The sequence below is a fragment of the Ochrobactrum vermis genome (assembly GCF_002975205.1).
GTDB lineage: Bacteria > Pseudomonadota > Alphaproteobacteria > Rhizobiales > Rhizobiaceae > Brucella > Brucella vermis.
Genome location: NZ_PCOC01000001.1, coordinates 137,098 through 150,502 on the forward strand (window position 1 = coordinate 137,098; position 13,405 = coordinate 150,502).

Genomic DNA, 13,405 nt, shown 5'->3' on the forward strand with positions numbered 1-13,405 from the left:
CGCGGAGAATTTCAATCTCCGCGCTTTGTTTGGATATCAGACGTGCTGGCCGCCATTGATATGAATTTCCGAACCCGTCACATAGGATGAGGCCTCGGAGCAAAGGAAATAGATGGTTTCCGCCACTTCCGATGTCTTGCCGAGGCGGCGCATCGGGAGTTGTTCCACCAGCTTGTCGGTCCCTGGCGAAAGGATCGCCGTATCGATTTCGCCCGGTGCAATGGCATTGACGCGGATACCATAGGGGCCAAAGTCGGACGCCATTTCGCGGGTCAGTGCGGCGAGCGCGGCCTTCGACGTTGCATAGGCGGTTCCGGCGAAGGGATGCACGCGGCTACCGGCGATCGAGGTCACATTGACGACCGAGCCCTGCGCGGTTTCGAGTTCCCTGAACAGGCCGCGTGCCAGCATGATCGGCGCCATGAAGTTCACCTGGAACACGTCACGCCAGACCGCCATCGGCGTCTCGATGGAGTTCATGCGGCGCCCGCCTTCCGCCTTTGGCGAAATGCCCGCATTGTTGACCAGCGCATGAAGCTTGCTGCCATCGGCTTCGAGGCGGCGGCGGATTTCGGCAATTGCCTTGCCGACATCTTCCTGATCGGCCAGATCGACCTTGATATGATCTTCCGGACCTGCGGGCCACGGGCAATTTTCGGAAAAATCCTGTCGCGAGCAGGTGATGACACGCCACCCGGCACGCGAAAAACGTTTCACTGTCGCGTGGCCGATGCCGCGGCTGGCACCGGTCAGGACCAGGGTCCTGCGCTCGGTATCCGTCTTGGAAGTATCGGAACCGGAAACGTCTGTTTTGGTGACTTGGGACATGGAAACCTCGCTCTCCAATCTTGAATAGACCAAGCCGCTCAAGATTTCGAGGGGAATTAAAGCGCATCACGAAAAGTGTGAAACGGTTTTCGGATTTAATGCGCGTTAGCGAAAATAGTGAGAGCGATGATCTGTTTCAATCAGATCGAAATGCGCTTGAGCACGCTTGCATTGAAGCTGCTTCACCTGATCGCACGTAAGGGCCGCCTGTGGTGACGGCCCTTGCCGGTGTTGCCGGTGCTACTGCGAATTGCCCATAATGATGTCGAGCAATGTCGTGGATTTTCCTGACGGCTGCGGCTGCCCGCCGCCCACATCGCCGGGCGGCATCGGACGATAGTTTTCGTTGGCGTTGGCAGGATATGTCGCCGCGCCGGGTTGTTCGGCGAGCGGGCGCCCTGTCTGGCCGGACTGCTGGATACCGCTGCGAACCGGGGAATCCGGCGCAGGCGGCCAGTAGCCGTCATCGCCATTGCCCGCGATTGGCTGATTGCCATAGGAGTCCTGCGGCATCATGCCGGGATCGTAAGGCGCATTCGGGTCGATGCCGTCGCTGCCGCCAGGCACAATGTTCTGAATGTCGTAATGGCCGGGAAGCTCGGCAACAGGCACACCCTTATGCGCTTCCTTCATGAAGTTCTTCCAGGCTGCCACGGGCAGGGTCGAACCGAACACGCGCTTCATGCCCTTGCCGTCATCATTACCGAACCACACGCCGGTCGTGAGATTGGCCGTGTAGCCGACAAACCATGCGTCGCGGAAATTCTGGCTGGTGCCGGTCTTGCCTGCTGCAGGCCAGCCGAAGGCGGCACGCTTTGCCGTCCCGTCCTCCACGGTGCGGCGCAGCATCGCATTCATCATGCCGACATTGCGCTCGTCGATGACACGCGGGCCGACACCATCTTCCTTCTGATAGAGAACCTTGCCGTCAGAATCTGTTACCTTGGTGATGAAATAAACCGGCGCGCGATAGCCACCATTGGCGAAAGGCACATAGGCGTCAGTCAATTCCAGCAATGTCACTTCCGATGTACCAAGGGCCAGTGAGGCATTGGCTTCGAGTTTCGATTGAACACCGAGCCGATGCGCCGTGTCGATCACGGTCTGCGGGCTGACCTCCATCACGAGCTGCGCGGCAACGGAGTTCAGCGAGTGGGAAAGCGCCGTGGCCAGCGTCACCTGTCCCATATATTTGCCGTTATCGTTGCTTGGCGTCCATTTGCCGATACGAACGGGTGCGTCATTGCGGACCGAGTCCGGTGTCCGGCCCTGTTCTAGCGCCGTCAGATAGACGAAGGGCTTGAAGGATGACGCAGGCTGGCGATGGGCATCGGTAACACGGTCGAACTGGCTTGTGGCGTAATCGACGCCGCCGACCATGGCGCGAACTGCGCCGGTGCTGTCGATGGAAACAAGCGCACCCTGGCTGGCATTCATCTTTTTGCCGTTCTGCGAAATCTGGTCCTTGATTGCCTCTTCGCCAGCGCGTTGCAGGTTGAGGTCGATGGTGGTCTCGACGGTGATGTCGTCCTTCGCCTCACCTATCAGTTCGGGCAGTTCTGCGACGACCTTGTCGGCAACATAATTTTCCGAACCTTGCCAGTAGGATGGCGCGCGCGTCATCGGTTCGCTCTCGGCGATGGCCATCTGGCTGTCGTCGATCATGCCTTCCTCGCGCATGGCGCCCAGCACCAGCTTGGCGCGTGCGGCCGCCGCTTCCGGGTCGCGAGCCGGCGAAAGGCGTGAAGGCGCCTTCAGAAGACCGGCAAGGGTTGCCGCTTCCATCAGATTCACATCCTTGGCCGGTTTGTTGAAATAGCGTCGCGAGGCTGCATCGACGCCGAAAGCGCCGGAACCGAGATAGACCCGGTTCAGATACATCTCCAGAATCTGGTCCTTGGTGTATTTGTGCTCCAGCCACAATGCCAGCATGACTTCCTGCACCTTGCGCTCAAGTGTGCGGTCGGGAGAAAGAAACAGGTTCTTGGCAAGCTGCTGGGTAAGTGTTGAGCCGCCCTGAACGGCACGGCCCGAAACGACATTGGTTACAACCGCACGGGCAAGGCCGATGGGGTCGATGCCGAAATGCGAATAGAAGCGGCGGTCCTCGATGGCGATGACCGCCTTCGGGATATAGGGCGACATCTCGTGCAGGCCGACAGCCTCGCCGCCGGTGGTGCCGCGATTGGCGATCAGGTTTCCGTTTACGTCGACGATGCGCACATTCGGCGGGCGATCTGGGATGGCCCAGTCGGTCGTCGGCGGCATCTTGGCGGCGAAATAAACCAGCAGGCCCGCAAAGGCGATGCCGCCCCATAATCCGAGCACAAGACACCAGTAGATCGAGCGGCGCAAAAAGCCGAGGAAGCCGCGTGGCTTCTTCTTGCCGCGTCGCGAAGCGCGCGGTTCCTGGGTGTCGGATTGCTTGCGTCGGCGCTGCTGCGAGCGAGCCATGCGGTCCTCCTCATCGACGCGAAAAACCTCGTCATCTTTTTTCTCTTCGCCACCGAAGGAAGGTTCGATGCGCCGGTTCTTGTCGTCACGCGATGCCATATCAGCCTGGATCCGCCCACCCGTTCGCCGGTCTCATCGTGATGCAGACCGGTCATTTTGAATAATGTATGCGTGCTTTACGGGATTTTGCGCCGCAAAAGCAAATAAGGGCCTAATCCGGTGCAGGGTAAATGCGGCAGTTTAAAGGGACGTAAATCGTCCATGCACAAAAAAGCAACGGTGTTAGTGGTCAAGCACCGTTGCGTATGCGTCTCGCATTTTTGCGTTGAGGATAATGATCATTTTTCGCATGACGGCAACGAGGGCGACCTTTCCGGGCTTTCCCTTTTGCTTGAGGTGCATGAAGAATGCCTTCATGGCTGGATCAAAGCGAATGGCTGGTAGCGCTGCGACGTAAAGCGCGTCGCGCACCGGCTGTCTTCCGCCTGCAATCATCCGCTTGCCGCGCATCAGCCCGCTATCGCGATTAAGCGGCGCAACGCCAACCAGCTTGGCAATCTGCCCTTTGCCGATGCGGCCCAATTCCGGCAGATCGGCCAGGATGAAACAGGCCGTCCGCAGGCCGATCCCCTTGAGCGACATGAGGATATCGGCTTTACGGGCAAGTTCCAGATCAGCCTTCAGACAAGCTTCCATCGCATCGACAACTGCCTGGCGCTGTTCGAGCAGTACGTGCAACATCTCCTCAATCCAGTCCTTGAGGGTCTCGTTCTGCTTTTCCCTGCGGTTCTTCTCCTGCACGATCATGTGCGATAACTGTCTGTAACGACGGACCAAATCCACCAGAGCGCCTTGCTGAGAAGAGCGTTGCGGCACAATGCGTGTTTCCATGCGTCTTGCATAATCGGCAAGGATGAAGGCATCGATCTTGTCAGTCTTGGAGAGCTGGCCGCAGGCTTTGGCAAATTGCCTGACCTGTTTGGCATTCACGCGTGCGACCGGCAATTGTGCTGCCTGCAAGGCTGCAAAGATATGACGCTCGTAACCGCCGGTCGGCTCGAGAACGAGGCGTTCTATTCCGCACAAAGGCTCAATGAACACGAGGAAACCGGCAATGCCTTCTGCCGAATTGGCAAAGCTTGCCGAGCGGCCATCTGGCAAAACACAGACATCGAAGGAAGATTTCGATATGTCGATGCCGACAAAACGGGTAATATCAGTCATGAGGCTGGTCTCCCTTATACTCGAGCGCGAAGCTCTCTCAACGGTTCGACGAAGCCTCAAGGATGCAAAGGGTTCTGCTTTTTTACGAACGAAAGTTCATGCCCCGATGGGCTCAACCACTTTGCACCCGCCATCGTGAAGTGCGACAACACAACGGCAAAGAGGCCGGAACATCCTAACAGGTGTTCCGGCCTCTAATGTATAAGGCCCCGCCGGGGCGGAGCCTTTTCTCAGTGATGACCGGGCTTGCGCTTAGAACTTGTAAGCGACGCCGACGCGGATGTCGTTCGTGTTGAACTTGCTGCTGGTGCCGACGTTATCGGCGTTTCCGAAGCTGAGGTTCTTTTTGCCGAAATCAGTGTAGCGATATTCGAGGCGAAGCAGGATGTTGTCGGTCGCAGCATAATCAATGCCTGCGCCAGCGGTCCAGCCGGTGAGAGTCTTGTCGCTATTATAGTCGCTGCCGCCAATGTTGAGCGAGTTCTTCACGCCACCAAAGGCAACACCGCCGGCGATGTAAGGCATGAAGCGGTCAACGGCATAGCCCGCGCGTGCGCGAACGGCACCCGACCACTGCAGTTTCGTCTCGGCCGAAGTCTGAACAGCGTTGCCGTTCGAGATGTAGTTATGGGACTTCTTCATGTCATTATAGTCGAAGTTACCGTCGACACCGAGAATGACGTTGTTGCCCATGTCGAAATTGTAGCCAGCGTAGACGCCGCCGATGAAGCCGTTCGGCTTCAATTCGCTGGACTGGTCCGTGGACTTGTTGTCAAGCTTGGCGCGACCCCAGCCCCAGCCAACTTCACCACCGACATAAGCACCGCCCCACGAAAAGACGGGAGCTGCAATCGGGAAGGGGTCCTGCGAAACGATTGCGTCCGCTGCATAAGCGCCAGTGCTGGCAACGATCGCGAGCAAGGATGCTCCAAGTAAAATTTTGAACTTCATCAAAAACTCCTATAAAATGTGAAATCTATGATTTCCATATAGTATTGTTTGGCGATAATGTATGTAACATAATGGCAACATGAATATTATGACAGGGAATATTCACAAATTTATATTCTTAATTGCAGTATTTATTACTTTTACATTTATAACTAATTATAGGATTTATTCTATATTTTAGTTTTGAATGAATTTCATCGCAATAAACTTAAACTCTGACCAACGAAAAAAGGCCCCGCGATGCGAGGCCTTTCCCCATATGTGTTCAACCAGAATTAGAACTTGTATGCGACGCCGAGGCGAACTTCGTTGGTCTTGAAGTCCTGATTGATGTTCAGGCCGCCGAAGTCGATGTCCTTGTCGCCGTAGTCGGTGTAGCGATATTCAAGGCGAACGATCAGGTTGTCGGTTGCGGCATAATCCACGCCCGCGCCTGCGGTCCAGCCGGTAAGCGTCTTGCTTTCGGAGAAGCTGCCAACGCCATCAATGCTGCCGCTGTTCTTGATGTTGCCAAAGGCCACACCACCGGCGAGGTAAGGCATGAAGCGATCAACCGCATAGCCGACACGGGCGCGAACGGCACCGGACCAGCGAAGCTTGGTCTCGAAGTCGCCAACGTTTACGTCGCTCCCGTCATAAACATTGATGCCCTTGGAGACGTCATTATAGGTCACATCACCGTCGATACCGAGAACAATGCTGTTGCCGAGATCGAAGTTATAACCGGCATAAACGCCACCGAGGAAACCGTCCGGCTTGACGTTGCCGAAGCTGTAGATGTCACCATCGAAGTTCGACTTGCCCCAGCCATAGCCGATCTGGCCACCGATATAGGCGCCGTTCCAGGTGAAGGTCGGAGCGATCACAACCGGAGCTGGTTCCTGTTCGATCACGGCGTCAGCAGCCTTTGCGCCAGTAGCGGCCACAAGGGCGACAGTCGATGCAAGAAGAAGGGCCTTGAGCTTCATGATAAACCTCCTGAAGGAAAGTCTCAGAACCAATATTTGTCCCTAATATAAGCGATTACTGCTAAAAGTCTGTAGCAAACGGGACACATCAAGGGGAATGTCGCCCCAGCGCTACACGTTCCCGTGAGTGCGCTGCGACGGGTTGTTATACGGGACAGGTGCAATATGGCGCAGGCTTGCACGAGTGGTCGGATTCCGACATTTGCATCCCTCGGATATGGATGCCGAGCAAATGTCGGAATCGAGATGACCACCAGTAGATTTGTGTTTCCGGTAGATTTTCGAATTTGACGTTTGAAGCGTGACGCCCTGTCAGGCGGGTATCAAACGTCAAATTCAATCCACTGGCTCTTCGGGATGTGATTCCGCTGCGGTTCGCGTTATAGAAAGCGGCAAAATTTGCGGGGGAAACAGAAATGCATGACACGAAGGGCATAAAAGGGCGGATCGATTGGGTCGATATTGCCAAGGGCATCTGCATCATCTTCGTGGTCATGATGCATTCCACGCTCGGCGTGGAGAAGGCAGCCGGTGGGCAGGGCTGGATGCACTATGTGGTCGCCTTCGCCAAGCCGTTCCGTATGCCGGATTTCTTCATGATATCAGGTCTCTTCCTCAGCCTTGTCATTGACAGGCCGTGGCGGCGTTATCTCGACCGCAAGGTTGTGCATTTTCTCTACTTCTATATTCTATGGCTGACGATCCAGTTTGCCTTCAAGGTGCCGGCTATCGCCAGTGAAGCCGGAATTCCGGGTGTGGTGAACGCCTATCTGATGGCATTCATCGAGCCGTTCGGGACGCTCTGGTTCATCTATATCCTGCCGGTTTTCTTCATCGCGACACGGCTTTTGAAGCGTGTGCCGGTGGGGATAACCTTCATGGTGCTTGCCGTACTGGAAATCCTGCCGATCCATACAGGCTGGGTCATGGTGGATGAGTTCTGCTCGCGCTTTGTCTATTTTTATGCGGGCTATGCCTTTGCTCCCGCCATTTTCCGGGCCGCTGACTGGCTGCGCCAGCGCCCGCTCATCGGTATTGTCGGACTGCTTGCCTGGGGCTTGATCGAATATAAGCTCGTCTTTATGCCGGTGTCGGAAAGCCTTGCCGTGTTGATAACGCCTGCAGGCGATCTTCTGGACGGGCGCGGGGCTGTCAGCGATCTGCCGGGTGTTTCACTTCTCCTGGGATTGGTGGGCGCACTGGCGATTATTTCGATCTCTTCGCTTCTCAGCCTTCTGCCTGCGCGCAACTGGTTGCACCGCGGCTTGAGCTGGCTCGGCGCGCATTCAATCGTCGTCTATCTGGCATTCTTCCTGCCGATGGCCATTGCCCGCACGGTGCTGTTGAAACTTGGCATCGGCGATATCGGCACAATCTCACTTCTGACGACAGCAAGCGGCGTCATTGGCCCGGTCATACTTTACGGGCTTATCCAGTGGAGCGGCTATGGACAGTTTCTGTTCCGCCGCCCGGCATGGGCCTATATCGATCAGATGCCGCAAAAGAAAACGGCGGCTACCGCCGCCGTTTGATCGCGTTACGAATGCGCGAAAATATCGTCCTCGGGCCAGCCCATCAGGTCGAGCTCGGAGCGCGTCGGCAGGAACTTGAAGCAGGCTTCGGCCTGCTTGGCGCGGCCGTCGCGTTCAAGGCGATGTTCGAGCACGGCTTTCAGGCGATGCAGGTAGAGAACGTCGGAAGCCGCATATTCTAGCTGTGCGGCTGACAGCGTTTCCGCTGCCCAGTCCGAAGATTGTTGCTGCTTGGAAATCGAGACGTCGAGAAGCTCGTTGCAAAGCTCTTTCAGGCCATGCCGATCCGTATAGGTACGGGTCAGCTTCGATGCAATCTTGGTGCAGAAGACCGGCTGCGGCATGGTACCGAAAGCGTGCGCCAGCACGGCCAGATCGAACCTGCCGAAATGAAAGATCTTGGTGATCGAGCGATCCTTCAAAAGCTTGACCAGATTGGGCGCCTTCTTCTGGCCGGCTTCGATCTGGATCACGTCGGCGGTGCCATCGCCGGGCGAAATCTGCACGACACAGAGCCGGTCGCGATGCGGGTTCAGGCCCAGCGTTTCGGTATCGATGGCGACCGCGTCGACCTGATAATTGTCGAGGTTAGGCAGATCGTTTTTATGAAAACGGATAGTCATCTGGTGTTCCTTAGTTGGCAGCAATAGCGGCCATAATTCTGGCCTTACTTGGCGGCGATAGCCGCCATAATTCTGGCCCATGAGCGCTGGCCCTTGTGGAAGGAGTTCAGCTCGTATTTTTCATTGGGCGAGTGGATGCGGTCATCCTCGAGGCCGAAGCCGACCAGCAGCGATTCCATGCCGAGGAACTTGTCGAAGTCGCCGACAATCGGGATCGATCCGCCCATGGCGATCAGCACGGCTGGCTTCGGCCATTCGTCGGAAAGCGCATCCTTGGCCTTGGAAACCAGCGGAGAATCGTAGGGTAGCTGGATGGCAGGCGAGCCGCCATGTGGATGGAATTCCACCGAGCAATCGGCCGGGATACGTTCCTTGACGAATGCACGGAAGGCTTCGCGAATCTTGACCGGGTCCTGACTGTGCACGAGGCGGAAGGAAACCTTGGCGGAAGCTTCCGCCGCGATCACGGTCTTGAAGCCTTCGCCGGTGTAACCGCCAATGATGCCGTTGACTTCTGCCGTCGGGCGCGCCCATGTCAGTTCCAGCACGCTGCGGTCTTTTTCGCCGGATGGAATGGACAGGCCGATCGGGCCAAGGAAGTTTTCAGCCGTGCGGCCAAGGCCTTCCCATGACTTCAGAATCTGCGTCGGTGTTTCTTCCACGCCGTCGTAGAAGTCGGGAACCGTCACGCGTCCGGTTTCGTCATGCAGGTCAGACAGAATCTTGGTCAGAATGTGGATCGGATTTGCCGCAGCGCCGCCGAAGAAGCCGGAATGCAGGTCGCGGTCAGCAGCCTTGATGACGATTTCCTCGCCGACAAGTCCGCGCAAGCCCACGCTGATGGCTGGCGTTTCCGCGTCCCACATGGCCGTATCGCAGACAAGCGCCACATCGGCCTTCAGCTCTTCCTTGTTGGCATCGAGGAAAGGCTTCAGCGATGGCGAACCGGATTCTTCCTCGCCTTCAAACAGGAGCGTCACCTTGACCGGCAGATTGCCATTGATCGCCTTATAGGCGCGGCAGGCTTCCACAAAGGTCATGAGCTGGCCCTTGTCATCGGACGTGCCGCGACCGGTCAGGATCTTGCGACCATTACCGACATCCTTGATCGCCGGGGCGAAAGGATCGTTTTCCCACAGGTTCAGCGGGTCGACCGGCTGCACGTCATAGTGACCGTAGAACAGCACATGCGGCGCATCAGCTGTCGCACCTTCGTGATGAGCAACAACCATCGGGTGGCCGGGTGTGTCACGCACGCTTGCATCGAAGCCGATTGTCTTCAGATCGTCGACCAGCCACTCGGCGGCCTTGCGGCAATCGGCCTTGTAGGCAGGGTCGGTGGAAATCGACTTGATCCGCAGAAGATCGAACAGGCGATCAAGGCTCTTGTCGAGGTTGGTGTCGAGATGGGTAAGGACTTTGTCGAGCGATTGCGCGGACATGGATGCTCCGTGACGTGTCAAAAACTGGGACCAGTCGAAAAATTTGGACGAGTCGAAGAAAACTGGCGGCACAGTACAACCAGCCTCATCAAGAAGAAACCCAATTTGAGAGAAGAGCACCCTTCAGAAAATGAATTGGCCGTTACGGTGAGGGGGTTACCGCAACGGCCATATCACTACACTCAAAGCGGCAGCCCGGAGAGGGGAATGAGGCTGCCACTAACATCCGGCATCCAACGGGGGACGGGTCAGAAAACCGGCGACCGACGAACTGTCGATGACCTGAATTTGGCCTTTCAACTGTGGCTATTCAAGGGCACGGAAGATTACAAATCTGTAACAAACGTGTTACCGAGGCGTGATGGATTTTCTTTCACGTGGACGGATGTTTCTCCTGACACAGGAGCGGTTTCCTTTACGGCTGCTTTCCTCTAATTCTACCTTATGAAAAAAGGCGATCATCTCTTTCTCGTTGACGGCTCGGGTTATATTTTCCGCGCCTACCATGCCCTGCCACCGCTGACCCGCAAGACGGATGGTCTGCCCATTGGTGCTGTCTCGGGCTTCTGCAATATGCTGTGGAAGCTCTTGAAGGATGCGCGCAACACTGATGTCGGCGTGGTGCCGACCCATTTCGCGGTTATTTTTGACTATTCGTCGAAGACGTTCCGCAACGAAATCTACCCTGAATACAAGGCCAATCGTACCGCGCCGCCGGAAGATCTCGTTCCGCAGTTCGGTCTCATCCGACAGGCAACGCGCGCGTTCAATCTGCCTTGCATCGAGAAGGAAGGTTTCGAGGCCGACGACCTGATCGCGACTTATGCCCGTATCGCCGAACAGGCAGGCGGTGATGTCACCATCGTTTCGTCCGACAAGGACCTCATGCAGCTCGTGACGCCGAGCGTGTCGATGTATGACAGCATGAAGGACAAGCAGATTTCGATCCCGGAAGTGATCGAAAAATGGGGTGTTCCGCCGGAAAAGATGATCGACCTGCAATCGCTGACAGGCGATAGTACCGATAACGTGCCCGGCATTCCCGGCATCGGCCCCAAGACGGCGGCGCAATTGCTGGAAGAATTCGGCGATCTTGACACGCTTCTGGCGCGTGCTTCCGAAATCAAGCAGAACAAGCGTCGCGAAAACATTCTGGCCTTCGCAGACCAGACCAAGATTTCGCGCGAACTGGTCACGCTCAAGACCGATGTACCGCTGGATGTCGATCTCGATGCGCTGGTGCTGGAACCGCAGAACGGGCCGAAGCTGATAGGCTTCCTGAAAGCGATGGAATTCGCCTCGCTCACCCGCCGGGTTGCCGAGGCAACCGACACCGACGCTTCCGCCGTTGAACCATGCCATGTGGAGACCGACTGGGGTGCGGACGCTCATGGTCCGGACCTCGATGTTCCTGCCAAGGGTGACGATACAGCGTCGCAACCGGCGGCGGCCCCTGTTCCCGCAACGGATCAGGGCTATACGCCGAAGGGGCTGGCGGAGAAGCGGGCGGCAGAAGCCACCGCACAGAAGATTGATACCAGTGCCTATAGCTGCATTCGCGATATCGCCACGTTGAAGCTTTGGCTGGCCGAAGCGGTCGAAACCGGTGTTCTGGCCTTAGATACGGAAACGACGTCGCTCGATCCGATGCAGGCTGAACTGGTTGGCTTTTCGCTGGCACTGGCACCGGGCAGAGCCGCTTATATTCCGCTTCAGCACAAATCAGGTGCGGGTGATCTTCTCGGCGGCGGCATGGTCGAGGGACAAATTCCACTGGGTGAAGCGCTGGCCGCTTTGAAGATCGTGCTTGAAGACGCCTCCGTTCTCAAGATCGCGCAGAACATGAAATATGACTGGCTGGTCATGCGTCGCCATGGGATCGATACCGTATCGTTCGACGATACGATGCTGATTTCCTATGTGCTGGATGCGGGCACGGGCAGCCATGGCATGGACCCATTGTCCGAGCGCTGGCTCGGCCATACGCCAATCCCATACAAAGAGGTGGCAGGCAGCGGCAAGAGCGCCATCGGCTTCGATATGGTCGATCTCGACCGCGCTACGGCTTATGCAGCAGAAGACGCCGATGTGACGCTGCGTCTGTGGCAGGTGCTCAAGCCGCGTCTGGCGGCGGAAGGATTGATGTCGGTCTATGAACGGCTCGAACGCCCGCTGGTCGATGTGCTGGCGCGCATGGAAGAGCGGGGCATTTCCGTAGATCGTCAGGTTCTGTCGCGTCTGTCTGGAGATCTGGCGCAGTCTGCTGCTGCCTATGAAGACGAGATTTACGAGCTGGCCGGTGAGAAGTTCACCATCGGATCGCCGAAGCAGCTCGGCGATATCCTGTTCGGCAAGATGGGCCTGCCGGGCGCGTCGAAAACCAAGACCGGCCAATGGTCCACATCTGCACAAGTGCTGGAAGATCTGGCCGCAGAAGGCCATCCGCTGCCGCGCAAGATCGTTGACTGGCGCCAGCTTACCAAGCTCAAATCAACCTATACGGATGCGCTGCCGGGCTTTATCAATCCCGAGACCAAGCGCGTCCATACATCCTATGCGATGGCGTCTACTTCAACCGGACGTCTCTCCTCATCCGATCCGAACCTGCAGAATATTCCGGTCCGCACCGCAGAAGGCCGCAAGATCAGGACCGCCTTCATTGCCGAACCCGGCAACAAGCTGGTTTCTGCCGATTACAGCCAGATCGAACTGCGTGTTCTGGCGCATGTGGCCGATATCGCGCAACTGAAACAGGCCTTCGCCGATGGCATAGACATTCACGCCATGACGGCCTCTGAAATGTTCGGCGTGCCGGTGGAAGGAATGCCGTCGGAAGTGCGCCGCCGCGCCAAGGCGATCAATTTCGGTATCATCTACGGCATTTCCGCCTTTGGCCTTGCGAACCAGCTTTCCATCCCGCGCGAGGAAGCCGGACAATATATCCGCACCTATTTCGAACGGTTCCCCGGCATCAAGGATTACATGGAAGCGACCAAGGCTTTCGCGCGCGAGCATGGTTATGTCGAAACGATTTTCGGACGTCGTGCGCACTATCCCGATATCAGGGCATCCAATCCGCAGGTTCGTGCTTTCAACGAGCGCGCGGCGATCAATGCGCCTATCCAGGGGTCTGCCGCAGATATTATCCGCCGCGCCATGATCCGCATGGAAAATGTACTGGCAGAGCAAAATCTTGCCGCACGCATGTTGCTGCAGGTGCATGACGAACTGATCTTCGAAGTGCCTGATAATGAAGTCGAAAAGACCATTCCGGTGGTTCGCCACGTTATGGAAAATGCGGCGATGCCTGCCGTCTCGCTTACAGTGCCACTGCATGTCGATGCGCGCGCAGCGCATAACTGGGATGAGGCCCATTAGAGCGC

9 protein-coding genes are annotated in these 13,405 nt (G+C 56.8%); 2 read left to right on the forward strand and 7 right to left on the reverse strand.

Annotated elements, in window-relative coordinates; all coding sequences use genetic code 11:
• Positions 1 to 36 precede the first annotated feature (36 nt).
• From CQZ93_RS00650 to CQZ93_RS00670, 5 genes are all read right to left on the reverse strand, one after another.
• Positions 37 to 828, reverse strand: a complete 792-nt coding sequence (locus tag CQZ93_RS00650; RefSeq protein ID WP_105540864.1) for an SDR family NAD(P)-dependent oxidoreductase — start codon at positions 826 to 828, stop codon at positions 37 to 39.
• Between the two features lie 240 nt (positions 829 to 1,068).
• A complete protein-coding gene (locus tag CQZ93_RS00655; RefSeq protein WP_105540865.1) occupies positions 1,069 to 3,381 on the reverse strand; it encodes a transglycosylase domain-containing protein in 2,313 nt (770 codons plus the stop codon).
• A 183-nt stretch (positions 3,382 to 3,564) separates the two neighbouring features.
• Positions 3,565 to 4,506, reverse strand: coding sequence for an IS110 family RNA-guided transposase (locus CQZ93_RS00660; protein WP_210201085.1), 942 nt, complete (start codon positions 4,504 to 4,506; stop codon positions 3,565 to 3,567).
• Between the two features lie 252 nt (positions 4,507 to 4,758).
• A complete protein-coding gene (locus tag CQZ93_RS00665) occupies positions 4,759 to 5,457 on the reverse strand; it encodes an outer membrane protein (protein ID WP_105540866.1) in 699 nt (232 codons plus the stop codon).
• 275 nt (positions 5,458 to 5,732) lie between these two features.
• Positions 5,733 to 6,425, reverse strand: a complete 693-nt coding sequence (locus tag CQZ93_RS00670) for an outer membrane protein (protein ID WP_105540867.1) — start codon at positions 6,423 to 6,425, stop codon at positions 5,733 to 5,735.
• A gap of 416 nt (positions 6,426 to 6,841) precedes the next feature.
• On the opposite strand from CQZ93_RS00670, the gene CQZ93_RS00675 reads away from it, so the two are divergent.
• Positions 6,842 to 7,957, forward strand: coding sequence for an acyltransferase family protein (locus tag CQZ93_RS00675; RefSeq protein ID WP_105540868.1), 1,116 nt, complete (start codon positions 6,842 to 6,844; stop codon positions 7,955 to 7,957).
• A 5-nt stretch (positions 7,958 to 7,962) separates the two neighbouring features.
• Here CQZ93_RS00675 and CQZ93_RS00680 read toward each other — a convergent pair whose 3' ends face one another.
• A complete protein-coding gene (locus CQZ93_RS00680) occupies positions 7,963 to 8,580 on the reverse strand; it encodes a ribonuclease D (RefSeq protein ID WP_105540869.1) in 618 nt (205 codons plus the stop codon).
• Positions 8,581 to 8,624: 44 nt separating this feature from the next.
• Entirely contained in the window at positions 8,625 to 10,022 is a 1,398-nt protein-coding gene (locus CQZ93_RS00685; RefSeq protein WP_105540870.1) for a dipeptidase, read from the reverse strand.
• 444 nt (positions 10,023 to 10,466) lie between these two features.
• Here CQZ93_RS00685 and polA point away from each other — a divergent pair, with 444 nt between their 5' ends.
• Positions 10,467 to 13,400 (forward strand): DNA polymerase I, encoded by a 2,934-nt coding sequence (gene polA, locus CQZ93_RS00695; protein ID WP_105540871.1) that lies wholly within the window; start codon positions 10,467 to 10,469, stop codon positions 13,398 to 13,400.
• Positions 13,401 to 13,405: the final 5 nt, after the last annotated feature.

Bases quoted from the DNA above. Each gene is read 5' to 3' on its own strand.
- CQZ93_RS00655 (WP_105540865.1), bottom strand. From the start codon at position 3,381: ATGGCATCGCGTGACGACAAGAACCGGCGCATCGAACCTTCCTTCGGT.
- CQZ93_RS00660 (WP_210201085.1), bottom strand. From the start codon at position 4,506: ATGACTGATATTACCCGTTTTGTCGGCATCGACATATCGAAATCTTCC.
- CQZ93_RS00650 (WP_105540864.1), bottom strand. From the start codon at position 828: ATGTCCCAAGTCACCAAAACAGACGTTTCCGGTTCCGATACTTCCAAG.
- CQZ93_RS00680 (WP_105540869.1), bottom strand. From the start codon at position 8,580: ATGACTATCCGTTTTCATAAAAACGATCTGCCTAACCTCGACAATTAT.
- CQZ93_RS00685 (WP_105540870.1), bottom strand. From the start codon at position 10,022: ATGTCCGCGCAATCGCTCGACAAAGTCCTTACCCATCTCGACACCAAC.
- CQZ93_RS00665 (WP_105540866.1), bottom strand. From the start codon at position 5,457: ATGAAGTTCAAAATTTTACTTGGAGCATCCTTGCTCGCGATCGTTGCC.
- polA (WP_105540871.1), top strand. From the start codon at position 10,467: ATGAAAAAAGGCGATCATCTCTTTCTCGTTGACGGCTCGGGTTATATT.
- CQZ93_RS00670 (WP_105540867.1), bottom strand. From the start codon at position 6,425: ATGAAGCTCAAGGCCCTTCTTCTTGCATCGACTGTCGCCCTTGTGGCC.
- CQZ93_RS00675 (WP_105540868.1), top strand. From the start codon at position 6,842: ATGCATGACACGAAGGGCATAAAAGGGCGGATCGATTGGGTCGATATT.